27 protein-coding genes, 1 rRNA gene and 3 pseudogenes are annotated in these 26,311 nt (G+C 50.8%); 19 read left to right on the plus strand and 12 right to left on the minus strand.

The window, feature by feature from the left end:
* The first annotated feature begins 150 nt into the window (after positions 1–150).
* Both rrf and A7090_RS10005 read left to right on the plus strand, forming a co-directional pair.
* Positions 151–266: ribosomal RNA gene (gene rrf / locus A7090_RS09990) — 5S ribosomal RNA — on the plus strand.
* 530 nt (positions 267–796) lie between these two features.
* Positions 797–1,603 (plus strand): annotated as a pseudogene (locus A7090_RS10005) (MFS transporter).
* Here A7090_RS10005 and A7090_RS10010 read toward each other — a convergent pair.
* The 5 genes from A7090_RS10010 to trxC form a co-directional block, all read right to left on the minus strand.
* Positions 1,600–1,923, minus strand: coding sequence for a YfiM family lipoprotein (locus A7090_RS10010; protein WP_105273919.1), 324 nt, complete (start codon positions 1,921–1,923; stop codon positions 1,600–1,602). The pseudogene A7090_RS10005 and the gene A7090_RS10010 overlap by 4 nt on opposite strands.
* Before the next feature lie 46 nt (positions 1,924–1,969).
* On the minus strand, positions 1,970–3,325 hold the full coding sequence (gene pssA, locus A7090_RS10015; RefSeq protein WP_105273920.1) for a CDP-diacylglycerol--serine O-phosphatidyltransferase: 1,356 nt from the start codon (positions 3,323–3,325) through the stop codon (positions 1,970–1,972).
* Positions 3,326–3,438: 113 nt separating this feature from the next.
* Complete coding sequence (gene patZ, locus A7090_RS10020; protein WP_105273921.1) at positions 3,439–6,099, minus strand: peptidyl-lysine N-acetyltransferase PatZ; 2,661 nt, start codon at positions 6,097–6,099, stop codon at positions 3,439–3,441.
* Positions 6,100–6,130: 31 nt separating this feature from the next.
* Complete coding sequence (tapT, locus tag A7090_RS10025; RefSeq protein WP_105273949.1) at positions 6,131–6,829, minus strand: tRNA-uridine aminocarboxypropyltransferase; 699 nt, start codon at positions 6,827–6,829, stop codon at positions 6,131–6,133.
* 68 nt (positions 6,830–6,897) lie between these two features.
* Positions 6,898–7,317, minus strand: coding sequence for a thioredoxin TrxC (trxC, locus tag A7090_RS10030; RefSeq protein WP_105273922.1), 420 nt, complete (start codon positions 7,315–7,317; stop codon positions 6,898–6,900).
* Positions 7,318–7,523: 206 nt separating this feature from the next.
* On the opposite strand from trxC, the gene A7090_RS10040 reads away from it, so the two are divergent.
* Positions 7,524–8,561: a tRNA/rRNA methyltransferase gene (locus tag A7090_RS10040; protein ID WP_105273924.1), complete on the plus strand. Its 1,038-nt coding sequence runs from the start codon at positions 7,524–7,526 to the stop codon at positions 8,559–8,561.
* A 47-nt stretch (positions 8,562–8,608) separates the two neighbouring features.
* On the opposite strand, the gene ung is transcribed toward A7090_RS10040, so the two are convergent.
* Positions 8,609–9,298: a uracil-DNA glycosylase gene (gene ung, locus A7090_RS10045; RefSeq protein ID WP_105273925.1), complete on the minus strand. Its 690-nt coding sequence runs from the start codon at positions 9,296–9,298 to the stop codon at positions 8,609–8,611.
* A gap of 303 nt (positions 9,299–9,601) precedes the next feature.
* Here ung and grcA point away from each other — a divergent pair, with 303 nt between their 5' ends.
* Positions 9,602–9,985 carry an autonomous glycyl radical cofactor GrcA gene (grcA, locus tag A7090_RS10050; RefSeq protein ID WP_000627804.1) on the plus strand — a complete coding sequence of 128 codons (384 nt, stop codon included), beginning with the start codon at positions 9,602–9,604 and terminating at the stop codon, positions 9,983–9,985.
* Positions 9,986–10,041: 56 nt separating this feature from the next.
* Here grcA and eamB read toward each other — a convergent pair whose 3' ends face one another.
* A complete protein-coding gene (gene eamB, locus A7090_RS10055) occupies positions 10,042–10,629 on the minus strand; it encodes a cysteine/O-acetylserine transporter (RefSeq protein ID WP_105273926.1) in 588 nt (195 codons plus the stop codon).
* Positions 10,630–10,731: 102 nt separating this feature from the next.
* Here eamB and A7090_RS10060 point away from each other — a divergent pair, with 102 nt between their 5' ends.
* Positions 10,732–11,613: a LysR family transcriptional regulator gene (locus A7090_RS10060; protein WP_105273927.1), complete on the plus strand. Its 882-nt coding sequence runs from the start codon at positions 10,732–10,734 to the stop codon at positions 11,611–11,613.
* 208 nt (positions 11,614–11,821) lie between these two features.
* Here A7090_RS10060 and srmB read toward each other — a convergent pair whose 3' ends face one another.
* Positions 11,822–13,156: an ATP-dependent RNA helicase SrmB gene (srmB, locus tag A7090_RS10065; RefSeq protein WP_105273928.1), complete on the minus strand. Its 1,335-nt coding sequence runs from the start codon at positions 13,154–13,156 to the stop codon at positions 11,822–11,824.
* A 131-nt stretch (positions 13,157–13,287) separates the two neighbouring features.
* On the opposite strand from srmB, the gene trmN reads away from it, so the two are divergent.
* A complete protein-coding gene (gene trmN / locus A7090_RS10070; protein WP_105273929.1) occupies positions 13,288–14,025 on the plus strand; it encodes a tRNA(1)(Val) (adenine(37)-N(6))-methyltransferase TrmN in 738 nt (245 codons plus the stop codon).
* Here trmN and A7090_RS27250 read toward each other — a convergent pair.
* Together A7090_RS27250 and A7090_RS27255 are read right to left on the minus strand one after the other, a co-directional pair.
* Positions 14,010–14,326 (minus strand): annotated as a pseudogene (locus A7090_RS27250) (FAD-binding protein); the annotation flags it as partial. The gene trmN and the pseudogene A7090_RS27250 sit on opposite strands and share 16 nt — an antisense overlap.
* 99 nt (positions 14,327–14,425) lie before the next feature.
* Positions 14,426–14,575, minus strand: a pseudogene (locus A7090_RS27255) (FAD-binding protein); the annotation flags it as partial.
* Between the two features lie 215 nt (positions 14,576–14,790).
* On the opposite strand from A7090_RS27255, the gene rseD reads away from it, so the two are divergent.
* The 13 genes from rseD to shoB all read left to right on the plus strand — a co-directional run bounded on the left by rseD (position 14,791) and on the right by shoB (position 24,959).
* Complete coding sequence (gene rseD, locus A7090_RS25765) at positions 14,791–14,946, plus strand: rpoE leader peptide RseD (RefSeq protein WP_123056946.1); 156 nt, start codon at positions 14,791–14,793, stop codon at positions 14,944–14,946.
* Positions 14,943–15,518 carry an RNA polymerase sigma factor RpoE gene (rpoE, locus tag A7090_RS10080; protein WP_001295364.1) on the plus strand — a complete coding sequence of 192 codons (576 nt, stop codon included), beginning with the start codon at positions 14,943–14,945 and terminating at the stop codon, positions 15,516–15,518. Before rseD ends, rpoE begins: the two co-directional genes overlap by 4 nt.
* 32 nt (positions 15,519–15,550) lie before the next feature.
* Positions 15,551–16,201 carry an anti-sigma-E factor RseA gene (gene rseA / locus A7090_RS10085; RefSeq protein ID WP_105273931.1) on the plus strand — a complete coding sequence of 217 codons (651 nt, stop codon included), beginning with the start codon at positions 15,551–15,553 and terminating at the stop codon, positions 16,199–16,201.
* Positions 16,201–17,157, plus strand: a complete 957-nt coding sequence (rseB, locus tag A7090_RS10090; RefSeq protein ID WP_105273932.1) for a sigma-E factor regulatory protein RseB — start codon at positions 16,201–16,203, stop codon at positions 17,155–17,157. Before rseA ends, rseB begins: the two co-directional genes overlap by 1 nt.
* Entirely contained in the window at positions 17,154–17,633 is a 480-nt protein-coding gene (gene rseC / locus A7090_RS10095) for a SoxR-reducing system protein RseC (RefSeq protein ID WP_105273933.1), read from the plus strand. Before rseB ends, rseC begins: the two co-directional genes overlap by 4 nt.
* 197 nt (positions 17,634–17,830) lie before the next feature.
* Positions 17,831–19,630, plus strand: a complete 1,800-nt coding sequence (gene lepA / locus A7090_RS10100) for a translation elongation factor 4 (RefSeq protein ID WP_000790168.1) — start codon at positions 17,831–17,833, stop codon at positions 19,628–19,630.
* Positions 19,631–19,645: 15 nt separating this feature from the next.
* Positions 19,646–20,620, plus strand: a complete 975-nt coding sequence (lepB, locus tag A7090_RS10105) for a signal peptidase I (RefSeq protein WP_105273934.1) — start codon at positions 19,646–19,648, stop codon at positions 20,618–20,620.
* 272 nt (positions 20,621–20,892) lie between these two features.
* On the plus strand, positions 20,893–21,573 hold the full coding sequence (gene rnc, locus A7090_RS10115; RefSeq protein WP_105273935.1) for a ribonuclease III: 681 nt from the start codon (positions 20,893–20,895) through the stop codon (positions 21,571–21,573).
* Complete coding sequence (era, locus tag A7090_RS10120) at positions 21,570–22,475, plus strand: GTPase Era (protein WP_000063883.1); 906 nt, start codon at positions 21,570–21,572, stop codon at positions 22,473–22,475. The genes rnc and era overlap by 4 nt, the downstream gene beginning before the upstream one ends.
* 131 nt (positions 22,476–22,606) lie before the next feature.
* Positions 22,607–23,335: a DNA repair protein RecO gene (gene recO / locus A7090_RS10125; protein ID WP_105273950.1), complete on the plus strand. Its 729-nt coding sequence runs from the start codon at positions 22,607–22,609 to the stop codon at positions 23,333–23,335.
* An 11-nt stretch (positions 23,336–23,346) separates the two neighbouring features.
* The gene (gene pdxJ, locus A7090_RS10130; protein WP_105273936.1) at positions 23,347–24,078 is read left to right on the plus strand and encodes a pyridoxine 5'-phosphate synthase; all 732 of its coding nucleotides are present in this window, start codon (positions 23,347–23,349) and stop codon (positions 24,076–24,078) included.
* On the plus strand, positions 24,078–24,458 hold the full coding sequence (gene acpS, locus A7090_RS10135) for a holo-ACP synthase (protein WP_053900796.1): 381 nt from the start codon (positions 24,078–24,080) through the stop codon (positions 24,456–24,458). Before pdxJ ends, acpS begins: the two co-directional genes overlap by 1 nt.
* Before the next feature lie 420 nt (positions 24,459–24,878).
* On the plus strand, positions 24,879–24,959 hold the full coding sequence (gene shoB, locus A7090_RS10150; RefSeq protein ID WP_000128776.1) for a type I toxin-antitoxin system toxin ShoB: 81 nt from the start codon (positions 24,879–24,881) through the stop codon (positions 24,957–24,959).
* Between the two features lie 117 nt (positions 24,960–25,076).
* Here shoB and yfhL read toward each other — a convergent pair whose 3' ends face one another.
* Together yfhL and A7090_RS10160 are read right to left on the minus strand one after the other, a co-directional pair.
* Positions 25,077–25,337, minus strand: a complete 261-nt coding sequence (gene yfhL / locus A7090_RS10155; RefSeq protein WP_001196285.1) for a 4Fe-4S dicluster ferredoxin YfhL — start codon at positions 25,335–25,337, stop codon at positions 25,077–25,079.
* A 55-nt stretch (positions 25,338–25,392) separates the two neighbouring features.
* Positions 25,393–26,241: a MurR/RpiR family transcriptional regulator gene (locus tag A7090_RS10160; protein ID WP_105273951.1), complete on the minus strand. Its 849-nt coding sequence runs from the start codon at positions 26,239–26,241 to the stop codon at positions 25,393–25,395.
* Positions 26,242–26,311 lie beyond the last annotated feature (70 nt).

Here is a 26,311-nt window from a genome sequence, read left to right on the forward strand (position 1 = left end):
ACCGGTACTAATGAACCGTGAGGCTTAACCTTACAACGCCGAAGATGTTTTGGTGGATTGAGAAAGAATTTTCAGCTCAGATTCAGAGTCCGAAGGATTTTGCGCTGAGGTATCAGCCCAAAAGCCACAGGGCAGAGCACAAAGAATTTGCCTGGCGGCCTTAGCGCGGTGGTCCCACCTGACCCCATGCCGAACTCAGAAGTGAAACGCCGTAGCGCCGATGGTAGTGTGGGGTTTCCCCATGCGAGAGTAGGGAACTGCCAGGCATCAAATAAAACGAAAGGCTCAGTCGAAAGACTGGGCCTTTTGTTTTATCTGTTGTTTGTCGGTGAACGCTCTCCTGAGTAGGACAAATCCGCCGGGAGCGGATTTGAACGTTGCGAAGCAACGGCCCGGAGGGTGGCGGGCAGGACGCCCGCCATAAACTGCCAGGCATCAAATAAAGCAGAAGGCCATCCTGAGGGATGGCCTTTTTGCATTGGTGCGAAAAAACTGCCGGATGCGACGCTGGCGCGTCTTATCCGGCCTACGCAGGCTTATCCGGCCTACGCAGGCACGGTAAAGGAGCAGCTTATTCCCCCACATACGCCAGATTCAGCTTCCCCAGCTTCTCTGCCTACTTCCATACGTCCTCCTTATCAGAAAGCTATCTGAAGATCCTCAATAACCATTTTCCTGCTAACTAAATTCACGGTTAAGGTTGCATAATTGCATTAAACAAACATGTAACAGTTTTACTAAAAACAAACAACAACGACCAGCAAAAGTATCGGATCACGGCAGGAGACATAATGGCATGGCTGAAAGTACTGTAACGGCAGACAGCAAACTGACAAGTAGTGATACTCGTCGCCGCATTTGGGCAATTGTGGGGGCCTCTTCAGGTAATCTGGTCGAGTGGTTTGATTTCTATGTCTACTCGTTCTGTTCCCTCTATTTCGCCCACATCTTCTTCCCTTCTGGTAATACGACCCCTCAACTACTGCAAACAGCTGGCGTTTTTGCCGCAGGATTTTTGATGCGTCCAATAGGTGGCTGGCTATTTGGATGCATAGCCGATAAACATGGTCGTAAAAAATCGATGCTGTTATCGGTGTGTATGATGTGTTTCTCTTCACCACTTATATGCAGAAGTATCTGGTAAATACTGCGGGAATGCATGCCAACGTGGCGAGTGGCATTATGACTGCCGCATTGTTTGTATTCATGTTTATTCAACCAATCATTGGCGCGCTGTCGGATAAGATTGGTCGCCGCACCTTAATGTTATGTTTCGGTTCTCTGGCTGCAATTTTTTCTCAGCATTGCAGAACGTTTCCTCTCCTTATGCCGCTTTTGGTCTGGTAATGTGCAGCCCTGCTGATAGCGAGTTTTTATACTTCAATCAGCTGAGATGTTCCCGGCACAGGTTAGCGCATTAGGCGTTGGGCTTTCATATGCGGTCGCCAATGCTATATTTGGTGGTTAGGCAGAGTACGTAGCGTTGTCGCTGAAATCAATAGGAATGGAAACAGCCTTCTTCTGGTATGTAACCTTAATGGCCGTGGTGGCGTTTCTGGTTTCTTTGATGCTGCATCGCAAAGGAAAAGGGATGCGTCTTTAGTTACGTGTCAGTTGCCAGACGGTATAGCCGGTGCTTGCACCGGCGATATCCCAGGCAAAATCCTTCCAGCTCCAGCCGCTCCCTTCAGGGCAGCTATCCCAAAGCTCTTTTGACGCACCCAGACTGACAGAGAACATCAATCCAAACATGGCACTGCGATCGCGACTCATCCCCTGATGCTGTGCATATTCATTTCCGGCGGCAGAAAGCATCGCCGAGGCGATAAAGTGTTGAGCTTTATCCTGTCCGCTCCAGCTATCGTTAGCCATATGGCTGCATCCAGGAAGTAACAATAGCGAACAGACAAAAAGAATACGCAAAACGTGGCCTCCAAAAAAACAAACCCCGTACAGGACGGGGTTGTGATTACAGGATGCGGCTAATTAATCGGTCGATGCGAATGCGGCGCAAACGACGAATGAGTTTACGAACCTTCACCGGATAATCGGCAATACTTTGCAGATCGCGGTAGTGCTTAACGATGGTGGTATGCTCACGGATCAACTCCAGTTCTTTCTCTCGCTGTGGCGCAAGCTCCAGTTGCGGATCGTGGATCAAAATGGCGTTTTCCAGATCCAGACGCCAGGCGCGTGGATTCAGGTTATTACCGGTGATCAGCATCCACTTATCATCAATCCACATCCCTTTCAGGTGATAGGTGTTGTCGTCATCTTTCCATAACCGAACCACTAACTGGTCAGTATTGATGTAATACTGCAAACGGCTCAGGAAACGACGCAGATTAATCTCATAGAGATAAGGCAATGCGCCAATTATCTTGAAAGGTTCATCTTCCGGAATGTAGAAGTCATTCGCAGTTTTATCACCAACAATAATTTCGACCTTTTTCCCTTCGCGCAGCAACTGGATGATATTGCGCACAAGGATTGCAGGCAGGTTGAAGTATGGTGTGCAGATGGTTAGTTTCTGCTCCGCACAAGGCATAAGATGGAAAATGGTCTTGTTCAACAGACTCGATTTCCCCAGCCCCACTAACGGCGTTACGGAAAGCTGATCGTTGTCGGCATCGCCCTGGAAATGATAAGCGGCATCACGCAACTCCTGGCGGAACAGGCGAATATCGTTCTTGATTTCCGGGCTTTTTGGCCGATTAACATCATCCAGACGATTAACGCCGCGGCCATTCATAATATTCTGTGTAACCCATTCAAACATAATGTCTGACATCTTGCGGTTACGAATCAGATGATAACGGTCGTAGCGGTATTTATCGTGCTGATGCAGGTAAACATCGTTCAGGCTGGCACCGCTATAAAGTACGCTATCGTCGATGATAAAGCCTTTAAAGTGCAAAACGCCAAGGGCTTCTCGGGTATTGATCGGAACGCCATAAACCGGCACATCTACGCCCGGATTTTCCTGCGCCATGCGGCAGTACCAGTCAGCGTTAGTGTTAGATGCCGCAGCGCCAATGCGTCCACGTTGTGCACGATGCCAGTCGACCAGCACCCGCACATCCAGTTCCGGACGCTGCCGTTTAGCCTCATACAACGCGCTCAGAATGCCTTTGCCACCGTCATCCTGTTCGAGATACAGGGCAACAATGCAAATGCGCTGCTTCGCGCTGGCTATTTTTTCCAGCAGTGTCTCCCGGAAGTCGGCGGGAGCGTAAAAGAAATCGACATCATCAACTGATTGAGAAATCTTGGGTAGTTGGGCAAGGTGTTGTTGATGTTTATTACGCTTAAATTTTGACAACATCACAGTGCATTTCTTCTCTGTTCATTGAAGGGTCCTCTGTGCAATGCAGACGACATAAGCGAGCAATAATAACACCAGACCCGATTAAGTGGTCAACATTTCCAGTACCTTACTCATGATTCCTCGTGCTGGGCAAGATTTAGCGTAAGCCCAACGATCCCCTCTTCGAGCTGGATATCAACGTTAAACCCGAGCTTGCGGGCCAGCGCTACCATGCCACGATTGTTTGGCATCGTAATACCATTCAGACGTTGCAGTCCGTGATCTCGCGTATAGGTAATCAACTTTTCCATTAAGCGTCGACCTAAGCCTAACCCTTTGAGGTCCGAGCGAACCAGCACGGCAAATTCGGCATCGATGTTATCAGGATCGGAGATCGCACGTGTGACGCCAAGGATCTCTTCTGTTTGTTCAATACGTCGTACCGCGACAAACGCCATTTCCCGATCGTAGTCGATCTGCGTCATATTGGCTAAATCTTCATGGGTAAATTCGTTGATCTCGCTAAAGTAGCGGTAATAAAGATCTTCTTTGGTGACTCGCGAAATGAATTGCTGAAGCTGTGGCTCATCTTCCGGCAAAATCGGACGGAACAAGCAACGTTCGCCTTTTTTCAATTCTACCCATTCTTCCAGCTGATGCGGATAAGGGCGCACTGCCAGCCGACTCTCGTTATCGCCTTCAAACGGTGCGATATCCAGCGTGACATCCAGCGCGGTAAATTCACTGCCAGAAGCCAGCAAAGGATGAATATCCAGCCGCTGGATCTCCGGGCAATCGACAATCAGGTTGGAAACCTGCACCAGAAGCTGGCTCAAGCCTGCAACATCCAGCGGGCGCAGTGCACTACGCGCACGAATCTTTTTACTTTTGATCCCCTGAATGACCAGATAACGGGCCAGGTTCATGTTCAGCGGCGGTAGTGCGACGACGGCTTGATCTTCAGGACGCCACTCCACACCGCCTTCGCCCAGCATGATCAACGGCCCGAAAACCGGATCGTGCTCAACCACGACCCGCAACTCCTGAGCGCCAGCACGGTTAGCCATACTTTGCACCAACAGGCCGTGGATCCGCGCCTGCGGCCAGGCCATTTTTACGCGATCGAAAATAGCGTTTGCCGCTTGCTGGACTTCATTGGCTGTACGCAGGTAGAGCATGACGCCCTGAACTTCTGATTTATGTGGAATATCCGGCGAACGCAATTTCAGCGCCACCGGATAACCAATCTGTTCAGCGATATGCACCGCTTCGGTGCTATCACTGGCAATCCAGGTGGGAAGCGTGTTCATGCCGTACGCTTGCAGGATGGGCTGAACTTCGTGGGTATCGAGCGACGTAGCCCCTTCGGCAATAGCTTGTTGCAACAGAAGATGCGCTTCTGCGGTATTAGAGGTCAGATTGCTGGGCAGCGCCGGCGTTTCGCGTAGTTGCTTCTGGTTACGCCGGTACTCCACCATATGCATAAAAGCGGTGATGGTTCCTTCCGGGGTGCGGTAGGTCGGCAGCCCAGCTTCGCTGAATAAACGTCGTGCCTCTTGCGAGGAGTGCTCGCCGCACCAGTTCGTCAGCAGAGAAACATACTTGCTGCGGGGATGATGCTTTACCGTTTCAATTAATGCCTGCGCGCTTTCTGTCGCGGGCGCAGCGGCACTGGGCGAATGAATAATCATCAGCGCATCAAAATCCTGGCTGTGAAGTAGAATATCCAGCGTTTTGACATAATGCTCGCAGCTGGCGTCATCGCGTAGATCGAGCGGGTTAGAGATTGCCACATGTTCGGGTAGTGCATCGCGCAATTTCAGGCAGATCTCTTCACTGAGCGCTGCCAGCTTGCCATTGCGTGACCATAAGGCATCCAGGGCCAGCGCGGCAGGCGCGGCACCGTTGCTGATAATCATCAGCCGGTCGCCACGCAGCGGGCGCATATGGCTAAGGGTTTCCACCGCCGAAAACAGCTCGTGAGTGTCCTGCACCCGCAACAAACCGGCACGCTGAATAGCCGCATCCCACGCCGGATCCATTCCTGCCGTGGTGTTCAACAGACGTTGAGCTGTTGGGCTACGTCCGCTTTTAATCACCAGAATCGGTTTATTGCGAGAGGCACTACGGGCCGCCGAAACAAAGCGTCGCGCGTCGCTTAATTGTTCCAAATAGAGCAGGATGGCGCTGGTTTTGCTGTCGCGCGCCAGATAATCGAGCAATTCATCAACGTCGATATCCAGGCTGTCGCCGAGCGCAATAAAGTAGGAAAAGCCCATCTCACGCTGTTGCGCCCAGTCAAGGATGGTGTTGGAGACAGCAGCCGATTGCGAAATAAACGCCAGCTTGCCGCGTTTAATCGGCACAGGCGAAAAGCTGGCATTCAGACCTTGCCAGGGGGCCAGCAATCCCAGACTGTTTGGGCCAAGCAGACGCATGTTATGGCGCAGTGCGCAGGCGCGAAGAGCTTCGTGCTGAGATGCCGGGGCAGAAAGAATAATGCAGGTTTTACAGCCTTTCTCGCCGAGCTCTTCCAGAAGAGCAGGGTTGCGGCTGGCATTGGTACATAAAACTGCAAGGTCGGGTGTAAAGGGCAAGCTGGCAATATCCGGCCAGGCCAACACACCCAACACCGCTTTCCAGGCTGGCGTCACCGGGAGTACCGGTCCGTTAAAGCCTCCCGCCAGCAGGTTACGCATCATCAGGTAACCTGCGCGATTGGGTTTCATTGATGCGCCAATTACCGCAATCGATTTTGGTCGCAGTAGTGCTTCCAGTCCTCGCTGACTCATACCGGTCTCCCGCAGAAGTGACCGAATGATTTTAAACGCTTTCTAACTGTTCTGCTGTGAGGCTACCCAGATGTTGCGTTTTTCCTGCCAGATAGCGTGTTTTAAAGCGGGTAAAATGCTTGCCTAACTCTGCTGCCGCCCTGGTATCGCCGGCCATATCTAACAGTGCGATGGCTACTTCGGCAGTGCAATATTGGCCTTCTGCCTGGGCTTCACGCAGGCGATAGGTAGAAAGCCGGGAAAGATCGACGGAAATGACGGGAAGATTATCCAGATACGGACTTTTACGAAACATCTTGCGAGCTTCCGGCCAGGTACCATCGAGCATGATAAACAGCGGTGGCTTACCGGCAGGTGGTGTGAAGATCACTTCCCGTTGCTCATCAGCATACGAGGCGGGAAAGACCACCATCGGTTGATAATCCCGGTTTTGTAACAGAGCCAGCAAGTCTTGCGAGGGTTCAGTACGTGACCATTGAAACGCAACGGTATCCGGCAAGATATCGGCAATCAGACGCCCGGTGTTACTTGGCTTCATTGGCTCGGTGTCGAACATCAGCAAACAGAAGCGACTTTTTGCTTGTGCTGGGGTAATTGTCGAACAGAGACATAATTTCTCTGGCAAAAGACAGCGTTGGCAGCGACGAACGCGATTACCGCGGGCAAGAAAAGGACGTGTTGCGCGCGCAATACGCTCGGCGCGTAACTGAAGAACAGCGTTTTCGGTCATAAGAGAGCGTCGAAAAAACGTCATTGTCGCAGAGGAGAAAACGGGGCACAAGATGCGCCCCGGTAAGATTAAAGAGATTCGTTCAGCCAGCTGTCGAATGGCGCTTTCGGTACTGCGCCATTAAGCATGTCGACAACCTGACCGTTTTTGAAAATCATGATCGTCGGAATGCTACGAATACTAAAGCGGCTGCTTAATTCGCGTTCGGCTTCGGTATTCACTTTCACAAAGCGCACTTTACCGCTACGCTCTTGCGCAACATCTTCAAAAATCGGTGCGAAATTACGGCAGGGGCCGCACCACGGCGCCCAGAAATCGATCACCACAGGCAGATCATCGTTTAGCAATTTGTCGAGTGTTTCACCGGTCGCATTAATTACCTCTCCGTCAAACAGGTCGTGACCGCAGCGTCCGCATTTTGCCGTATCTTCGATCCGATCGTCGGGAATGCGATTGATGGCCTGACAATGGGTACAAACGGTATTCATAACTAACCTCGGGATGAGTAAGGAGACTTATCGGCAACGACGCCGGTATGTTTCTAATATGTTACATATTATCGGGGGCATTGTTCCAGACAACAATCTGTTTTGTTCAATAGGTATGATAGTCGCAGGCTTTGGTACGAAATCATGGCGAACCGCGCACACTTCGGGTAATCTGCGCGCTTCGCGCAGCGCTGGTGGAGAAAAGCATGAACGATGAAATGAAAGGTAAAAGCGGCAAGGTCAAAGTGATGTATGTCCGCAGTGATGATGATTCTGATAAACGTACCCACAACCCGCGTACCGGGAAAGGGGGCGGGCGTCCAGGAAAATCTCGTGCTGACGGTGGCCGTCGCCCCGCCCGCGATGACAAACAGAGTCAGCCCCGTGACCGCAAGTGGGAAGAGTCACCGTGGCGCACGGTTTCCCGCGCGCCGGGTGATGAGACGCCGGAAAAGGCCGATCACGGTGGCATCAGTGGTAAAAGTTTTATTGATCCAGAAGTTTTGCGTCGTCAGCGTGCGGAAGAAACCCGCGTCTATGGCGAAAATGCATGTCAGGCACTGTTCCAGAGCCGTCCGGAAGCGATTGTTCGCGCCTGGTTTATCCAGAGTGTAACGCCTCGTTTTAAAGAAGCATTGCGCTGGATGGCGGCAAACCGCAAAGCATACCATGTGGTAGATGAAGCGGAACTGACAAAAGCGTCAGGTACGGAACATCACGGTGGCGTTTGCTTCCTGATCAAAAAGCGTAACGGTACAACCGTGCAGCAGTGGGTAAGTCAGGCAGGCGCGCAGGATTGTGTACTGGCGCTGGAAAACGAATCTAACCCGCATAACCTGGGCGGCATGATGCGCAGCTGCGCGCACTTCGGCGTGAAAGGTGTTGTGGTGCAGGATGCGGCCCTGCTGGAATCAGGGGCGGCTATCCGTACCGCAGAAGGCGGCGCAGAGCATGTTCAGCCGATTACTGGCGACAACATTGTTAACGTGCTGGATGATTTCCGTCAGGCGGGGTACACCGTAGTAACCACTTCCAGTGAGCAGGGTAAACCGCTGTTCAAAACCAGTCTGCCAGCGAGAATGGTGCTGGTGCTGGGTCAGGAATATGAAGGGTTACCGGATGCCGCATGCGATCCGAATGATTTGCGCGTGAAGATTGATGGTACTGGCAACGTTGCCGGGCTGAATATCTCTGTTGCAACTGGCGTGCTGCTTGGTGAATGGTGGCGTCAGAACAAAGCCTGATAAATCAGCCGGGTGGCAACTCTGCCATCCGGCGTTTTCCCTCAAATTTACTCACTCTCAGCCGGTAGTACAGGCATCCAGTCAATCGGTTTCTCGCCACGTTGTTCCAGCCACTGATTTGCCAGTACAAAATGGTTGCAGCCAAAGAATCCACGATGTGCCGATAATGGCGATGGATGCGGTGCTTTCAGTACGTGATGGCGCTGCTTATCAATAATTGCTCCTTTCTTCTGGGCATGTGAACCCCACAGTAAAAACACGACACCTTCTCGATGCTGGTTAACCAGGCTGATGACTTTATTGGTGAAGGTCTCCCAGCCGAGGCTGGCGTGGGAATGCGCCTGACCTGCGCGAACCGTCAAGACGGTATTGAGCAGCAGAACCCCCTGATGCGCCCAGCTTTCAAGATAGCCATGAGCAGGGCGGGTAAAGCCAGGAATAGTATTTTCCAGCTCTTTATACATATTCTGTAATGACGGAGGAATAGCGATTCCGGGGCGAACGGAAAACGCCAGACCATGCGCTTGTCCGGGGCCGTGATAAGGATCCTGACCGAGGATCACGACTTTGACATCGCCCAATTCGGTAAAGCGAAAGGCATTAAAGACATCTTTTTGTGGTGGATAGATAGTGATACCGGACTGCCGCTCGCTGGCGACGGTCTGAAGGGTATTTAGAAAATAGGGTTGCTGCTTCTCTTCAGCCAGCACGTCATGCCAGGTTAATTTGTTAGCCATCTCGCTCTCCTGCGAATCTTCAATCCACCTAGCTTAACCGCTTCTTTCTACAGAACAAAATCAAGCTCATTTTTTAGGCTTAAATGAGTGAAAAAAATGTAAATTGGTAAAATTCCACACCTGTATAAGTTGATGTAAAACAATAAAATCCATTTACGACCATACTTGATGTATGGTTTTTGTTGATTTAAATCAAAGAATCAGGGGTGTTTGAGGAGTATATATACACTCAAGCAACAATGGTTTTACCAATTGGCCGCGACAGGCTGAACAAATCAAATAATTTTGCCGGGGAGGCATCACATGATTACAGGTATCCAGATTACTAAAGCCGCTAACGACGATCTGCTGAACTCTTTCTGGCTGCTGGACAGCGAAAAAGGCGAAGCGCGTTGTATCGTTGCGAAAGCAGGTTTTGCAGAAGACGAAGTGGTTGCAGTAAGCAAACTGGGTGACATTGAATACCGTGAAGTTCCAGTAGAAGTGAAACCAGAAGTTCGCGTTGAAGGTGGTCAACACCTGAACGTAAACGTTCTGCGTCGTGAAACTCTGGAAGATGCAGTTAAGCATCCGGAAAAATATCCGCAGCTGACCATCCGTGTATCTGGTTATGCAGTTCGCTTTAACTCTCTGACTCCGGAACAGCAGCGCGACGTTATCGCTCGTACCTTTACTGAAAGCCTGTAAGGCTTAAGTAGCAAGTTATTAAGCGGAAGAGGGGGACCTCTTCCGCTTTTTTTTCGTTAATAGAAAATGCGTACTGCGCAATAGACCAGCAGCAGCGCCAGCACGATATTTAACTGGCGACCATACTGGCGAAACAATCGCTGAAACAAATGCCCCGCCAGCGCCCAGCACACATTGCCAAACGTCCCAATCATCGCCAGCAAAACGCTGACGCCAACAACCCAGCCTAACGCCTGCGTTTGTGGCAGGACAAATGTCGACAGTGCCGTAACGCCGTACAAAATGATTTTGACGTTCACAAACTGCAAAGCAAAGCTGGCCCAAAAACTGATCGGTTTTGTCTGAAGCCCGTCTTCCTTTGCTGGACTGGTAGCGATTTTCCACGCCAGCCAGACAATATATGCCGCCCCCGCCCAACTCAACAGATGCACTGCTGCCGGGTCGATAACCGCCAGTGAAAACGAAATTCCCGCACACAGCAACATGACGATTAAAAATCCCAGACTCATCCCTGCCAGCACGCGGGTACTCTGACGAAATCCATGCGACGTGGCAGAGCTAAGAGCGAGTATATTGTTTGGTCCTGGCGTCAGCGCGGTAATCAGGGTGTAGGTCCAAAAAGCACTTAAAAGGGTCGGTGTCACTTGTTTTCTCCTCTGTTTTGGTAGACAGTACCCGACATAAAACATTTAAAAAAATGAATGTTTTTACATTCTGGATTCGATATTTTTGATAGGTTTGAGGTTATGGATCTGCGCCGTTTTATTACGCTTAAAACCGTGGTGGAAGAGGGTTCCTTTTTGCGAGCTTCGCAAAAATTGTGCTGTACACAATCGACGGTGACTTTTCATATTCAGCAGCTTGAACAGGAGTTCTCGGTACAATTGTTTGAGAAAATTGGCCGACGGATGTGCCTCACTCGCGAAGGAAAAAAGCTACTGCCGCACATCTATGAACTCACCAGAGTGATGGATACGCTTCGTGAGGCTGCCAAAAAAGAGTCTGATCCGGACGGGGAACTGCGCGTTGTTTCGGGCGAGACGTTGCTCTCTTACCGAATGCCGCAGGTGTTGCAGCGTTTTCGGCAACGTGCACCAAAAGTGCGTTTATCGTTGCATTCACTGAATTGTTACGTGATCCGTGATGCACTACTGAATGATGAGGCCGATGTCGGTGTTTTTTATCGCGTAGGGAATGATGATGCTTTGAATCGACGAGAATTGGGTGAACAATCGCTGGTGCTGGTGGCTTCATCGCAAATTGCAGATGTCGATTTTACTGAATCGGGAAGACATAACGCCTGTAGCTTTATTATCAACGAACCACAGTGTGTCTTCCGTCAGATATTTGAGAGCATGCTGCGCCAGCGGCGGATCACGGTGGAAAATACCATTGAGCTTATAAGTATCGAAAGCATCAAGCGTTGTGTCGCGGCAAATATCGGTGTCAGCTATCTGCCACACTTTGCGGTAGCAAAAGAACTGGCGAGTGGCGAGTTAATCGAATTGCCTTTTGGCGAACAATCGCAGACCATTACGGCAATGTGCGCACACCATGCTGGAAAAGCGGTTAGCCCGGCGATGCATACTTTTATTCAGTGTGTTGAAGAGTGCTTTTTGCCGGGATAAAAATAATGCCGGGCTTAAACCTGGCACCCAACTTGTCGACGAAGTGCGTTTTGTTCATGCCGGATGCGGCGTGAACGCCTTATCCGGCCTACAAGATCGTGCAAAATCAATATATTGCATGAGCCATGTAGGCCTGATAAGCGTAGCGCATCAGGCAGTTTTGCATTTGCCAGCACTTTTAATTCCGGGATTAAACCCGGCATTATGATTACTCTTCAGTCGTTTGCGGCGGTACGCCCGTTCCGCTTGGTTTGCGGCGCTTACCAATATTTTTGGTATCGCGATGGCGTTTTTTCACCCGTGGCTTTTCTTTCTCTTTAGCCTTCTTCTTCTCGGCGAGTTTTGCCAGTACTTTCTTCGATGGTTTGCCGGTCTGCTTCTCGCTTGGCGCGCGCGTTTTTGGGCGTAACTCATCAATTACGCGCGCTTTAATTGGCTCTTCAATATAACGACCAACTTTGCCCAGCAGCAGATGGTCATGGGCTTCCACCAGCGAAATTGCGGTACCTTTACGACCGGCGCGCGCGGTACGCCCGATACGGTGCAAATAGGTATCGCCACTGCGCGGCATATCGAAGTTAAAGACGTGGCTGACATCCGGAATGTCGATACCACGTGCGGCAACATCGGTTGCAACCAGCACGTTAACGCGACCTTCGGTCAGACGCTTGATTGCTTCGTTACGCTTACCTTGTACCATCTCACCTTCGAGATAGCAGTTATTAATGCCCGCTTCGCGCAGCCAGTTTGCCAGCTCATGCACACGCTCACGCTTACGCACAAACACAATTGAGCGGGTCGCTTCCGGCTGTTTTAACAGATGTACCAGTAATGCGGTTTTATGCTCAAGATCATCGGCGCGGTAATACCATTGATGAATTTTCTTGCGCTCACGGGTGGATGGATTGGCAGAAACTTCTACCGGATCTTCGAGCAGACGCTCGGCAAAATCCTGAATGGCATCGCCTTCCAGCGTTGCCGAAAAGAGCAGGGTTTGTTTACGCCAGCGCGTTTCGCCAGCAATATGCTCGATATCCTGGGCGAAGCCCATATCCAGCATACGGTCTGCTTCGTCGAGGATTAGCGTTTCAACCGCGCGGCAATCGAAGTTCTCTTCTTTTATGTATTGCAGCAGACGTCCGGTCGTGGCGACCACGATGTCCTGATTTTCGCTGAACACTTCCGCGTGGTTCATATAGGCTACGCCGCCGGTGATGGTGGCGATATCCAGATGCGTATGTTTCGCCAGTTCGCGGGCATGATCGGCCACCTGCATCGCCAGCTCGCGAGTTGGGGTGAGGATCAAAATACGTGGTGGACCGGATTTCTTACGTGGGAAATCGAGCAGGTGCTGCAACGCTGGCAGCAGATACGCCGCCGTTTTACCGGTGCCTGTTGGCGCAGAACCGAGTACATCACGGCCATCGAGCGCAGGCGGAATGGCGGCAGCCTGAATGGCAGTCGGGCGAGTGAAACCTTTATCCTGGAGGGCTTCCAGCAGGCTTTCGTCGAGTTCAAGTTCGGAAAAAGTCGTTACAGTCATGTTCTACCTCTGTGTGGGGCGCTGATTATAGACGTTACGGCTGCAATCTTCATCTGTTTGTATGGATATCGCTTCTCGGGTATTGTTCTCACCCGGTGCTATCGCCGTTTATCCTGCAAGGTTTTATTTTCATGTCACAGTCTACATCCGTGCTTCGTCGTAATGGATTTACTTTTAAACAGTTTTTTGTTGCTCACGATCGCTGTGCGATGAAAGTGGGAACGGATGGTATTTTACTGGGATCATGGGCACCGGTGGCGAGGGTAAAACGTTGCCTTGATATCGGTGCGGGTAGCGGGTTGCTGGCATTAATGCTGGCGCAGCGAACCGATGACAGCGTGATGATTGATGCCGTTGAACTGGAAAGTGAAGCTGCCGCTCAGGCGCAGGAAAATATCAACCAGTCCCCGTGGGCAGAGCGGATTAATATCCATACAGCGGATATTCAGCAGTGGATCACACAGCAGACAGCACGTTTCGATTTAATCATCAGTAACCCACCTTACTATCAGCAGGGAGTAGAGTGCGCGACACCTCAACGGGAACAGGCTCGCTATACCACTACGCTTGATCACCAATCGTTGCTGACCTGCGCGGCGGAGTGCATTACAGAAGAGGGATATTTCTGCGTGGTGTTGCCAGAGCAGATAGGTAATAGTTTTACTGAACTGGCGTTAAGTATGGGCTGGCATTTACGTTTGCGGACGGATGTGGCAGAAAACGAAGCGCGACTGCCGCATCGGGTACTGCTGGCATTCTCCCCGCAGGCGGGAGAATGCTTTAGCGATCGCTTAGTGATTCGTGGGCCAGACCAGAACTATTCCGAAGCGTATACTGCGCTGACCCAGGCTTTTTATCTGTTTATGTAATGATGCCAGGGGAAAGGAGCGACGGGCCAGAATGCGTGAGTAGTTCCGGGTAATCCAGCGTAAAATGCAGGCCACGGCTCTCCTTGCGCATCATCGCACAGCGAACAATCAACTCGGCAACTTGTACCAGATTACGCAGCTCCAGCAATGAATTCGAGGCCATGCGGTTAGCGCCGTGTTCGCCAATGGCATACAAACCCTCGACGTCCGTACGCCCATGATGATCCCCCATTACACCACCGCAGGTATAGTGTGCCGCAGGCACAATCGGTATCGGTTCTTGTGTGAGATCAATCCCCAGCTTGCTGGCGACAAATTCAACGGCATGGCGATCGCAAATACCAGCACCGGCATATCCACCCAGGGCATAAAATGTTGAACCTTCCGTTACCGGGCCTTTACTTAGGACGATGATCTGATACTGGTCAGCCAGGCGTAGCGCCAGTGAAAGTCCAGCTGCGCCGCTACCGATAATCAATACGTCACATGAATGTTCAGGGAGAGTATTCATTTTTCTTGTTTGATTTACTAAACATGGTTTGGTCGGCATAGCAGCATATTGTGCGATTAAACACCTGCTGTTTTAATATTTGTTGCAGTGACTAAACACGCTAAATCCGGGCGGCGAGAAAAAGAGAAGTTACTTGCTGGTGGAGGATTAGGTGGTGAAATAAAAAGGCCGTTGGGTTACTCTTCAGGCAGTTAATGGGCATTTCTACACAGATAATGCGATGTTCAGATTCTGTAGACTTATAATGATAGATAATGATCCGTCTACAGCATGACAAACAAAAACAGATGCGTTACGGAACTTTACAAAAACGAGACACTCTAACTCTTTACTTGCTCAAATTGCAGCTAATGGAGTGGCGTTTCGATAGCGCGTGGAAATTTGGTTTGGGGAGACTTTACCTCGGATGAGCGAGCAGTTAACGGACCAGGTCCTGGTTGAACGGGTCCAGAAGGGAGATCAGAAAGCCTTTAACTTACTGGTAGTACGCTATCAGCATAAAGTGGCGAGTCTGGTTTCCCGCTATGTGCCGTCGGGTGATGTTCCTGATGTGGTACAAGAAGCTTTTATTAAAGCCTATCGTGCGCTGGATTCGTTCCGGGGAGATAGTGCTTTTTATACCTGGCTGTACCGCATTGCGGTGAATACGGCCAAAAATTACCTGGTTGCTCAGGGGCGTCGTCCACCTTCCAGTGATGTGGATGCCATTGAAGCTGAAAACTTCGAAAGTGGCGGCGCGTTGAAAGAAATTTCGAACCCTGAGAACTTAATGTTGTCAGAAGAACTGAGACAGATAGTTTTCCGAACTATTGAGTCCCTCCCGGAAGATTTACGCATGGCAATAACCTTGCGGGAGCTGGATGGCCTGAGCTATGAAGAGATAGCCGCTATCATGGATTGTCCGGTAGGTACGGTGCGTTCACGTATCTTCCGAGCGAGGGAAGCTATTGATAACAAAGTTCAACCGCTTATCAGGCGTTGACGATAGCGGGATACTGGATAAGGGTATTAGGCATGCAGAAAGAACAACTTTCCGCTTTAATGGATGGCGAAACGCTGGATAGTGAGCTGCTTAACGAACTGGCTCATAACCCAGAAATGCAGAAAACCTGGGAAAGCTATCACTTAATCCGTGACGCAATGCGGGGTGATACTTCCGGGGGGCTCCATTTCGATATCTCTTCACGCGTGATGGCCGCCATTGAAGAAGAGCCAGTACGTCAACCGGTGACATTGATCCCAGAGGCCCAGCCAGCGCCGCATCAATGGCAGAAAATGCCATTCTGGCAGAAAGTACGCCCGTGGGCAGCACAGCTTACCCAAATGGGCGTAGCAGCATGCGTATCGCTTGCAGTTATCGTTGGCGTCCAGCACTATAATGGGCAATCTGAAACGTCCCAGCAGCCCGAAACACCGGTATTTAATACACTGCCGATGATGGGGAAAGCCAGCCCGGTTAGCCTGGGGGTGCCTTCTGAAGCGACCGCAAACAATGGTCAACAGCAGCAGGTACAGGAGCAGCGTCGTCGCATTAATGCAATGTTGCAGGATTACGAACTGCAACGCCGACTCCACTCTGAACAGCTTCAGTTTGAGCAGGCGCAAACCCAGCAAGCCGCTGTGCAGGTGCCAGGAATTCAAACTTTAGGAACGCAATCGCAGTAATGAAGCAACTTTGGTTTGCCATGTCATTAGTGACTGGTAGCTTGTTATTCTCTGCTAACGCCTCGGCCACTCCCGCGTCCGGGGCGTTATTACAGCAGATGAATCTGGCCAGTCAGTCACTGAATTACGAGCTGTCATTCATCAGCATCAATAAACAGGGTGTTGAGTCTCTACGTTATCGACATGCACGCCTCGATAACCGTCCTCTTGCGCAATTGTTGCAAATGGATGGCCCGCGCCGGGAAGTGGTACAGCGGGGCAATGAAATCAGCTACTTTGAACCGGGGCTTGAACCGTTCACGCTTAATGGCGATTACATTGTTGATTCTCTGCCATCGCTCATCTATACCGATTTCAAACGCCTTTCTCCTTACTACGACTTTATCTCCGTGGGACGCACGCGTATTGCTGATCGTCTTTGCGAAGTCATACGCGTGGTGGCCCGAGATGGCACACGCTATAGCTACATCGTGTGGATGGACACCGAATCGAAATTACCGATGCGGGTTGATCTCCTTGATCGCGATGGTGAAACGCTGGAACAATTTCGCGTGATTTCTTTTAACGTCAATCAGGATATCAGCAGCAGTATGCAGACGCTGGCGAAGGCAAATTTGCCGCCGTTGCTTTCTGTTCCTGTAGGTGAAAAAGCTAAATTCAGCTGGACGCCAACCTGGTTGCCACAGGGTTTTAGCGAAGTTTCCAGTAGCCGACGTCCGCTACCGACGATGGACAACATGCCTATCGAATCACGTCTCTATTCCGACGGATTATTCAGCTTCTCGGTAAACGTTAACCGCGCTACGCCATCGAGCACCGATCAGATGTTGCGCACCGGACGCAGAACCGTCAGTACCAGCGTACGTGATAACGCCGAAATCACCATTGTCGGTGAACTGCCGCCGCAAACAGCGAAACGGATTGCCGAGAATATTAAGTTCAGGGCAGCGCAATGATCAAAGAATGGGCTACTGTCGTCTCCTGGCAAAACGGGCAAGCGCTGGTCAGTTGTGACGTCAAAGCCTCATGCAGCAGTTGTGCTTCCCGTGTCGGTTGCGGTAGCCGCGTGTTGAATAAACTTGGCCCGCAAACCACGCATACCATTGTCGTACCCTGTGATGAACCATTAGTGCCGGGGCAAAAAGTGGAATTGGGAATCGCCGAAGGCAGCTTGCTTAGCTCTGCATTACTGGTTTATATGTCGCCGCTGGTGGGATTATTCCTCATCGCTTCTTTATTTCAGCTACTCTTTGCTTCTGACGTCGCAGCATTATGCGGTGCGATTCTCGGCGGCGTAGGAGGATTTCTGATTGCGCGCGGCTACTCGCGTAAGTTTGCTGCTCGGACAGAATGGCAACCGATCATCTTAAGCGTGGCATTGCCGCCTGGCCTTGTGCGATTTGAAACATCTTCAGAAGACGCGAGCCAGTGATTTCACTGGCTTTGTTGCTTTTTGCATAACAAATGCGAGGACGTTTCCAGATACCACAATCCATACGGTATGAACATTTCCTCGCCTCAATGTTGTAGTGTAGAATGCGGCGTTTCTATTAATACAGACGTTAAGCTCAGAACAGCGACTTCTAAAAGCCTGGTTAACCGGGCATTAAGGCACAATAATCATACTTTATGAAGAATATACGTAACTTTTCGATCATAGCTCACATTGACCACGGTAAATCGACGCTGTCTGACCGTATTATCCAGATCTGCGGTGGCCTGTCTGACCGTGAAATGGAGGCGCAGGTTCTCGATTCCATGGATCTTGAGCGTGAGCGTGGCATTACCATCAAAGCGCAAAGCGTGACGCTGGACTACAAAGCGTCTGACGGCGAAACCTATCAGCTTAACTTTATCGACACCCCGGGCCACGTAGACTTCTCCTATGAGGTATCGCGTTCGCTGGCTGCCTGTGAAGGGGCACTGCTGGTGGTTGACGCCGGGCAGGGCGTAGAAGCGCAAACCCTGGCAAACTGCTACACCGCCATGGAAATGGATCTCGAAGTGGTGCCGGTACTGAACAAGATTGACCTGCCGGCAGCCGATCCTGAACGCGTGGCAGAAGAAATTGAAGATATCGTTGGTATCGACGCCACCGACGCGGTGCGTTGTTCAGCGAAAACCGGTGTTGGCGTGCAAGATGTTCTCGAACGTCTGGTGCGCGACATTCCACCGCCGGAAGGCGATCCGGAAGGCCCATTGCAGGCCCTGATTATCGACTCCTGGTTCGACAACTACCTGGGCGTTGTCTCACTTATCCGTATTAAAAACGGCACCCTGCGTAAGGGCGACAAAGTGAAAGTCATGAGTACCGGGCAGACTTATAACGCTGACCGTCTGGGCATCTTCACGCCGAAGCAGGTTGACCGCACTGAACTGAAATGCGGCGAAGTAGGCTGGCTGGTATGTGCGATTAAAGATATCCACGGTGCTCCAGTAGGCGATACCTTAACGCTGGCGCGTAATCCGGCAGAAAAGGCGCTGCCTGGCTTTAAGAAAGTCAAACCACAGGTATACGCCGGTCTGTTCCCGGTAAGTTCCGACGACTATGAAGCCTTCCGTGACGCGCTGGGCAAACTCAGCCTGAACGATGCTTCACTGTTCTATGAGCCGGAAAGCTCCAGCGCGCTGGGCTTTGGCTTCCGCTGCGGCTTCCTCGGCCTGCTGCATATGGAGATCATTCAGGAACGTCTGGAGCGTGAGTACGATCTGGATCTGATCACCACTGCGCCGACTGTAGTGTATGAAGTTGAAACCACGTCAAGAGAAGTTATCTACGTCGACAGTCCATCGAAGCTGCCAGCGGTAAATAACATCTACGAACTGCGCGAGCCGATTGCAGAGTGTCACATGCTGCTGCCGCAGGCATATCTCGGTAACGTTATTACGCTGTGCGTAGAAAAACGTGGCGTACAGACCAATATGGTTTACCACGGTAACCAGGTGGCGTTGACCTACGAGATCCCGATGGCTGAAGTGGTACTCGACTTCTTCGATCGCCTGAAATCTACCTCGCGTGGTTATGCGTCTCTGGATTACAACTTCAAACGCTTCCAGGCGTCCGACATGGTACGTGTAGACGTATTAATCAACGGTGAACGTGTTGATGCGCTGGCGCTGATCACCCACCGTGATAATTCGCAAAACCGTGGTCGCGAATTGGTGGAGAAGATGAAAGATCTTATCCCGCGCCAGCAGTTTGATATCGCCATTCAGGCAGCGATTGGTACGCACATCATTGCGCGCTCTACCGTGAAACAGCTGCGTAAAAACGTACTGGCTAAATGTTATGGCGGCGATATCAGCCGTAAGAAAAAGCTGCTGCAGAAGCAGAAAGAAGGTAAGAAACGCATGAAGCAGATCGGTAACGTCGAGCTGCCTCAGGAAGCGTTCCTCGCCATTCTGCACGTCGGCAAAGACAACAAATAACCCTTAGGAGTTGGCATGGCGAATATGTTTGCCCTGATTCTGGTGATTGCCACACTGGTGACGGGCATTTTATGGTGCGTGGATAAATTCTTTTTCGCACCTAAACGGCGGGAACGTCAGGCAGCGGCGCAGGCGGCTGTCGGTGACTCACTGGATAAAGCAACGCTGAAAAAAGTTGCGCCGAAGCCAGGTTGGCTGGAAACCGGTGCTTCTGTTTTTCCGGTGCTGGCTATCGTATTGATTGTGCGTTCGTTTATTTATGAACCGTTCCAGATCCCGTCAGGTTCGATGATGCCGACTCTGTTAATCGGTGATTTTATTCTGGTAGAGAAGTTTGCTTATGGCATTAAAGATCCTATCTACCAGAAAACGCTGATCGAAACCGGTCATCCGAAACGTGGCGATATCGTAGTCTTTAAATACCCGGAAGATCCAAAGCTTGATTACATCAAGCGTGCGGTGGGTTTACCGGGCGATAAAGTCACTTACGATCCGGTCTCAAAAGAGCTGACGATTCAACCGGGATGCAGTTCCGGTCAGGCGTGTGAAAACGCGCTGCCGGTCACCTACTCAAACGTGGAACCGAGCAATTTCGTTCAGACCTTCTCACGTCGTAACGGTGGAGAAGCGACCAGCGGATTCTTTGACGTGCCGAAAAACGAGACCAAAGAAAACGGAATTCGTCTTTCCGAACGTAAAGAAACGCTGGGTGATGTAACTCATCGTATCCTGACAGTGCCGGTTGCGCAGGATCAGGTGGGGATGTATTACCAGCAACCTGGGCAACAACTGGCAACCTGGATTGTTCCACCGGGGCAATACTTCATGATGGGTGACAACCGCGACAACAGTGCGGACAGCCGTTACTGGGGCTTTGTGCCGGAAGCGAATCTGGTAGGTCGGGCAACGGCTATCTGGATGAGTTTCGATAAGCAAGAAGGTGAATGGCCGACAGGTGTGCGCTTAAGTCGCATTGGCGGCATCCATTAATAGCCCATCTTCGTTCACGTTGTCGCCATAACGGCGACAACGTGAATTATTTATGAGATAAATCTCCCGTGGCTAACGACATCCCCCGTCGTTGTGTATAGAATATTCCCCCGAAGTTTAAGGTTGGCACCTCCTGGTTGCCACGGCACACGAAACAGCGTTGGTCCCCATATACCGGTAAACTGAAACTGCAGTGAAGCAGTTAGCAGAGCCATGTATATCAGGTCTGTTTCGTGTGCTGAATTGTTGACGCATTTATTTATTGGTATCGCATGAACCCCATCGTAATTAATCGGCTTCAACGGAAGCTGGGCTACACTTTTAATCATCAGGAACTGTTGCAGCAGGCATTAACCCATCGTAGTGCCAGCAGCAAACATAACGAGCGTTTAGAATTCTTAGGCGACTCTATTCTGAGCTATGTTATCGCCAATGCGCTTTACCACCGTTTCCCTCGTGTGGATGAAGGCGATATGAGCCGGATGCGTGCCACGCTGGTCCGTGGCAATACGTTGGCTGAACTGGCGCGCGAATTTGAGTTAGGCGAGTGCTTACGTTTAGGGCCAGGTGAACTTAAAAGCGGTGGGTTTCGTCGTGAGTCAATTCTTGCCGACACCGTCGAAGCATTAATTGGTGGCGTATTCCTCGACAGTGATATTCAAACCGTCGAGAGATTAATCCTTAACTGGTATAAAACCCGTTTGGACGAAATTAGCCCAGGCGATAAACAAAAAGATCCGAAAACGCGTTTGCAAGAATATTTACAGGGTCGCCATCTGCCGCTGCCGACTTATCTGGTAGTCCAGGTACGTGGCGAAGCGCACGATCAGGAATTTACTATCCACTGCCAGGTCAGCGGCCTGAGTGAACCGGTGGTTGGCACAGGTTCAAGCCGTCGTAAGGCTGAGCAGGCTGCCGCCGAACAGGCGTTGAAAAAACTGGAGCTGGAATGAGCAACGATAAAAGTTACTGCGGATTTATTGCAATCGTCGGACGTCCGAACGTAGGTAAATCCACATTGTTGAATAAATTGTTGGGGCAGAAAATCTCCATTACCTCCCGCAAAGCGCAGACAACTCGTCACCGCATTGTGGGGATCCATACTGAAGGCGCGTATCAGGCGATCTACGTCGATACCCCGGGCCTGCATATGGAAGAAAAACGGGCGATTAACCGCCTGATGAACAAAGCGGCGAGCAGCTCTATTGGCGACGTTGAGCTGGTGATTTTTGTCGTAGAAGGCACCCGCTGGACGCCGGACGACGAAATGGTGCTCAACAAACTGCGCGATGGCAAAGCGCCAGTGATCCTCGCGGTGAACAAAGTGGATAACGTGCAGGAAAAAGCCGATCTGCTGCCACACTTACAGTTTCTGGCAAGCCAGATGAACTTCCTCGATATCGTGCCAATCTCTGCCGAAACCGGACTTAACGTTGATACTATCGCGGCAATCGTGCGCAAACACCTGCCGGAAGCGACGCATCACTTCCCGGAAGATTACATCACCGATCGCTCGCAGCGTTTTATGGCGTCTGAAATCATCCGTGAAAAACTGATGCGTTTTCTCGGCGCTGAACTGCCGTACTCCGTGACCGTGGAGATCGAACGTTTCGTCTCTAACGAACGCGGTGGTTATGATATCAACGGTTTGATTCTCGTTGAGCGTGAAGGGCAGAAGAAGATGGTAATTGGCAACAAAGGAGCCAAGATCAAGACCATCGGGATTGAAGCGCGTAAAGACATGCAGGAAATGTTCGAGGCGCCTGTCCACCTTGAGCTGTGGGTAAAAGTGAAATCCGGTTGGGCTGACGACGAACGCGCACTGCGTAGTCTCGGTTACGTTGACGATCTTTAATTAGCATACTCTATGACTTTCGAGGTGCAGGAAGGCGGCAAGATCGTGAATCCCTGGGAGCTTACTAAAGTAAGTGACCAGGGGGAACGAGGGCAGCCAGGGCACCTGCAACCTGAAAGGCGACGAGTATGATGGAAGGCTGGCAGCGCGCATTTGTCCTGCATAGTCGCCCGTGGAGCGAAACCAGCCTGATGCTGGACGTCTTCACGGAGGAATCGGGTCGCGTGCGTCTGGTTGCCAAAGGCGCACGCTCTAAACGCTCGACTCTGAAAGGTGCATTACAGCCTTTCACTCCTCTCTTGCTTCGTTTCGGCGGGCGTGGCGAAGTCAAAACGCTGCGTAGTGCTGAAGCTGTCTCGCTGGCGCTGCCATTAAGCGGTATCACCCTTTACAGTGGTCTGTACATTAACGAACTTCTCTCCCGCGTGCTGGAATACGAGACGCGCTTCTCGGAACTCTTTTTCGATTACTTACACTGCATTCAGTCTCTGGCCGGTGCCACTGGTACGCCAGAACCCGCGCTGCGCCGCTTTGAACTGGCACTACTGGGGCATCTGGGTTATGGCGTCAATTTTACTCATTGCGCGGGTAGCGGCGAACCGGTGGATGACACCATGACGTATCGTTATCGCGAAGAGAAAGGTTTTATCGCAAGCGTCGTTATCGACAACAAAACCTTCACTGGAAGGCAGTTGAAAGCGTTACACGAGCGGGAATTTCCTGACGCAGACACACTGCGCGCTGCGAAACGCTTTACCCGTATGGCGCTAAAGCCGTATCTTGGCGGTAAACCGTTAAAGAGCAGGGAACTGTTCCGGCAATTTATGCCTAAGAGAACGGTGAAAACAAATAATGACTGATGAGGATTGTCATGGCTGAATTACTATTAGGCGTCAACATTGACCATATTGCAACGCTGCGTAACGCACGTGGTACTGCTTATCCGGATCCCGTGCAGGCGGCGTTTATTGCCGAGCAAGCGGGGGCAGATGGCATTACCGTGCATTTACGTGAAGATCGCCGCCACATTACCGACCGCGATGTGCGCATTCTGCGTCAGACGCTGGATACCCGCATGAATCTGGAGATGGCAGTGACCGAAGAGATGCTGGCGATCGCCGTTGAGACGAAGCCTCATTTTTGCTGCCTGGTACCGGAAAAGCGTCAGGAAGTAACAACCGAAGGCGGCCTGGACGTTGCAGGTCAGCGTGACAAAATGCGCGATGCCTGTAAACGTCTGGCTGATGCCGGGATTCAGGTTTCTCTGTTTATCGACGCCGATGAAGAGCAAATCAAAGCTGCGGCAGAGGTAGGCGCCCCGTTTATCGAGATCCACACCGGTTGTTATGCTGATGCCAAAACTGAAGCTGAACAGGCGCAAGAGCTGGCACGCATTGCAAAAGCCGCGACCTTTGCTGCAAGCCTCGGTCTGAAAGTTAACGCCGGTCACGGTCTGACCTATCACAACGTGAAAGCCATTGCCGCCATCCCTGAGATGCATGAACTGAATATCGGTCATGCCATTATTGGTCGTGCAGTGATGACCGGACTGAAAGATGCGGTGGCAGAAATGAAGCGCCTGATGCTGGAAGCGCGTGGCTAATGGCAATATTAGGTTTAGGCACGGATATCGTAGAGATCGCTCGCATAGAAGCAGTGATCGCCCGATCCGGTGAGCGCCTGGCACGCCGCGTATTAAGTGATAACGAATGGGCTATCTGGAAAACGCACCACCAGCCGGTGCGTTTTCTGGCGAAACGCTTTGCCGTAAAAGAAGCGGCGGCAAAAGCGTTTGGCACTGGGATCCGCAATGGTCTGGCGTTTAATCAGTTTGAAGTATTCAACGATGAGCTCGGCAAGCCACGGCTGCGGTTGTGGGGCGAGGCATTAAAACTGGCAGAAAAGCTGGGTGTTGCAAATATGCATGTGACGCTGGCCGATGAGCGCCACTATGCTTGTGCCACAGTAATTATTGAAAGTTAAAAATAATACCGTTCACTTTAAAAAGTAAAACCCCCGAACTGGTAAGGAACGGGGGTTTTACTTTTTAACTTTAATTTTGTGCAGCACGCACCCTCAACAAGAGCGATTATGGATCAGGGCGGTTATCTTTTACAAGCAACTTGCAATCTTTATCATAAAAACTCGAGCCTTTACGAAGAACGCGATATTGATGGAAAGATTAACGTGACCGCCAATTCGTAAGTACATTAAAATTGGCTTCGTTATTGGCGATTTTGCTGTGCTTTACACCATGCCACAGAATTCCCCCATTGAAACGAGTGGTGTCGTCAACGCTCTGGTGTGGAGTGCAGCATGCACCCTCAATAACTCGCACGTTCAGTTTTGGGGAGATGTAAGGGCTAATCTGAACGGCTGCATTCCTTGTTTAAGGAAAAACGAATGACTGATTGCCGATACCTTATTAAACGGGTCATCAAAATCATCATTGCTGTTTTACAGCTGATCCTTCTGTTCTTATAACACAAGGAAACGTACTTAAGGTGCGTCCGGTGAACCAGTCGGACGCACCTTTAATAAATATAATAGCGCTATGGTTTCTCTATAAAATAATTAATACTCTACTTCCAGAGTAGAATATTAAATTTTATCCGCGTGGTGCATCAGCACAAATTTATCCCACAATTGTTCTTCCGTCTCAACATGTTGCGGATCTTTCACAATAGTATTGGGGATCGGGCACACCTTCTGGCAGGTAGGCGTCTCGTAGTGACCTACACATTCGGTACACTTATCGCTGTTAATCTCGTAGATATGATCGCCCATTGAAATCGCCTCATTTGGGCATTCAGGTTCACACATATCACAATTAATGCATTTTTTAGTGATTAACAGCGCCATAAGGAAACTCTCAAAACAACACAAACCGGGCGGGCATTATACGCGCATTCTTTACTCAGACCAGTTTTTTCACCAGTGCCTCGCTATGACGAATACGTTCTGGTGCCAGTTCCAGATCCTGCTGAATCAGCGCAATGAACAGCAAATCCGTTAACATTCCCTGAGCGTGACAAGCAGAGATTGAAGCGCTGTTTGTTGCTTGTTCTTCGGCAATGGTATACAGGCAATGAGAAGCACGCTGTTGCAGGGCATTGGGAGTAAAGCCGGTTATCGCCAACACCTTTCCACCCACTCGCAGCATCTCATCTGCCGCCAGGTTTAACTCGCGTCGTACACCGGTGTAGGAAATGGCTAATAACAGATCGTCAGGGGACGACGCCTGTACTGTGGCGAGTAGCGCATGCATATCGCGTACTGCGGCGGCATTGAAGCCAATCTTCATCAGCTTCCAGGCAAAGTTTTGCGCCACCAGACCCGAAGCACCAATACCGGTCAGAATTATCCGCCGCGCAGAGCGCAACATTGCTACGGATTCATGCAGTTTCTCTTCACTATTAACGTTTAGCGTTGCGTACATGGCGGCAGTATTTTCTTTAATCAGTTTTTCGCCGACCAGCCGTAATGGATCATCACCGCGGATTTGGTTATGAATGGGCACGGAGGGAGATTCCGGCTGGCTTGCCAGCGCTTCACTCAACGCCAGCTTAAGTGCCGGAAAACCTTTATAGCCGAGTTTTTGCGCGAACTTCACGACGCTGGACTGACTGACTCCGGCTTCGTTGGCCAGTTGCTGAGAGCTTAAATGGCGCGCCGTATCAGGTTGTAGCAGCAGATAATCTGCCAGTTTTTTATCACTCTGGGCAAGCCCCTGGTAACGCTGACGGATACGAAGTAAGCCGTTCATATCTTTCCTCGCGATGAAATAATGGCGACAGCAGGCAATATGAGACACACGCGACTGAATTTTATATTCC

This window comes from Escherichia sp. MOD1-EC7003 (genome assembly GCF_002965065.1).
GTDB lineage: Bacteria > Pseudomonadota > Gammaproteobacteria > Enterobacterales > Enterobacteriaceae > Escherichia.

Bases quoted from the DNA above. Each gene is read 5' to 3' on its own strand.
- pssA (WP_105273920.1), bottom strand. From the start codon at position 3,325: ATGTTGTCAAAATTTAAGCGTAATAAACATCAACAACACCTTGCCCAA.
- era (WP_000063883.1), top strand. From the start codon at position 21,570: ATGAGCAACGATAAAAGTTACTGCGGATTTATTGCAATCGTCGGACGT.
- grcA (WP_000627804.1), top strand. From the start codon at position 9,602: ATGATTACAGGTATCCAGATTACTAAAGCCGCTAACGACGATCTGCTG.
- ung (WP_105273925.1), bottom strand. From the start codon at position 9,298: ATGGCTAACAAATTAACCTGGCATGACGTGCTGGCTGAAGAGAAGCAG.
- srmB (WP_105273928.1), bottom strand. From the start codon at position 13,156: ATGACTGTAACGACTTTTTCCGAACTTGAACTCGACGAAAGCCTGCTG.
- shoB (WP_000128776.1), top strand. From the start codon at position 24,879: ATGACTGATTGCCGATACCTTATTAAACGGGTCATCAAAATCATCATT.
- yfhL (WP_001196285.1), bottom strand. From the start codon at position 25,337: ATGGCGCTGTTAATCACTAAAAAATGCATTAATTGTGATATGTGTGAA.
- rnc (WP_105273935.1), top strand. From the start codon at position 20,893: ATGAACCCCATCGTAATTAATCGGCTTCAACGGAAGCTGGGCTACACT.
- pdxJ (WP_105273936.1), top strand. From the start codon at position 23,347: ATGGCTGAATTACTATTAGGCGTCAACATTGACCATATTGCAACGCTG.
- rseB (WP_105273932.1), top strand. From the start codon at position 16,201: ATGAAGCAACTTTGGTTTGCCATGTCATTAGTGACTGGTAGCTTGTTA.
- A7090_RS10160 (WP_105273951.1), bottom strand. From the start codon at position 26,241: ATGAACGGCTTACTTCGTATCCGTCAGCGTTACCAGGGGCTTGCCCAG.
- trmN (WP_105273929.1), top strand. From the start codon at position 13,288: ATGTCACAGTCTACATCCGTGCTTCGTCGTAATGGATTTACTTTTAAA.
- acpS (WP_053900796.1), top strand. From the start codon at position 24,078: ATGGCAATATTAGGTTTAGGCACGGATATCGTAGAGATCGCTCGCATA.
- lepB (WP_105273934.1), top strand. From the start codon at position 19,646: ATGGCGAATATGTTTGCCCTGATTCTGGTGATTGCCACACTGGTGACG.
- recO (WP_105273950.1), top strand. From the start codon at position 22,607: ATGGAAGGCTGGCAGCGCGCATTTGTCCTGCATAGTCGCCCGTGGAGC.
- A7090_RS10060 (WP_105273927.1), top strand. From the start codon at position 10,732: ATGGATCTGCGCCGTTTTATTACGCTTAAAACCGTGGTGGAAGAGGGT.
- patZ (WP_105273921.1), bottom strand. From the start codon at position 6,099: ATGAGTCAGCGAGGACTGGAAGCACTACTGCGACCAAAATCGATTGCG.
- trxC (WP_105273922.1), bottom strand. From the start codon at position 7,317: ATGAATACCGTTTGTACCCATTGTCAGGCCATCAATCGCATTCCCGAC.
- rseC (WP_105273933.1), top strand. From the start codon at position 17,154: ATGATCAAAGAATGGGCTACTGTCGTCTCCTGGCAAAACGGGCAAGCG.
- rpoE (WP_001295364.1), top strand. From the start codon at position 14,943: ATGAGCGAGCAGTTAACGGACCAGGTCCTGGTTGAACGGGTCCAGAAG.
- tapT (WP_105273949.1), bottom strand. From the start codon at position 6,829: ATGACCGAAAACGCTGTTCTTCAGTTACGCGCCGAGCGTATTGCGCGC.
- rseA (WP_105273931.1), top strand. From the start codon at position 15,551: ATGCAGAAAGAACAACTTTCCGCTTTAATGGATGGCGAAACGCTGGAT.
- lepA (WP_000790168.1), top strand. From the start codon at position 17,831: ATGAAGAATATACGTAACTTTTCGATCATAGCTCACATTGACCACGGT.
- A7090_RS10040 (WP_105273924.1), top strand. From the start codon at position 7,524: ATGAACGATGAAATGAAAGGTAAAAGCGGCAAGGTCAAAGTGATGTAT.
- rseD (WP_123056946.1), top strand. From the start codon at position 14,791: ATGATCCGTCTACAGCATGACAAACAAAAACAGATGCGTTACGGAACT.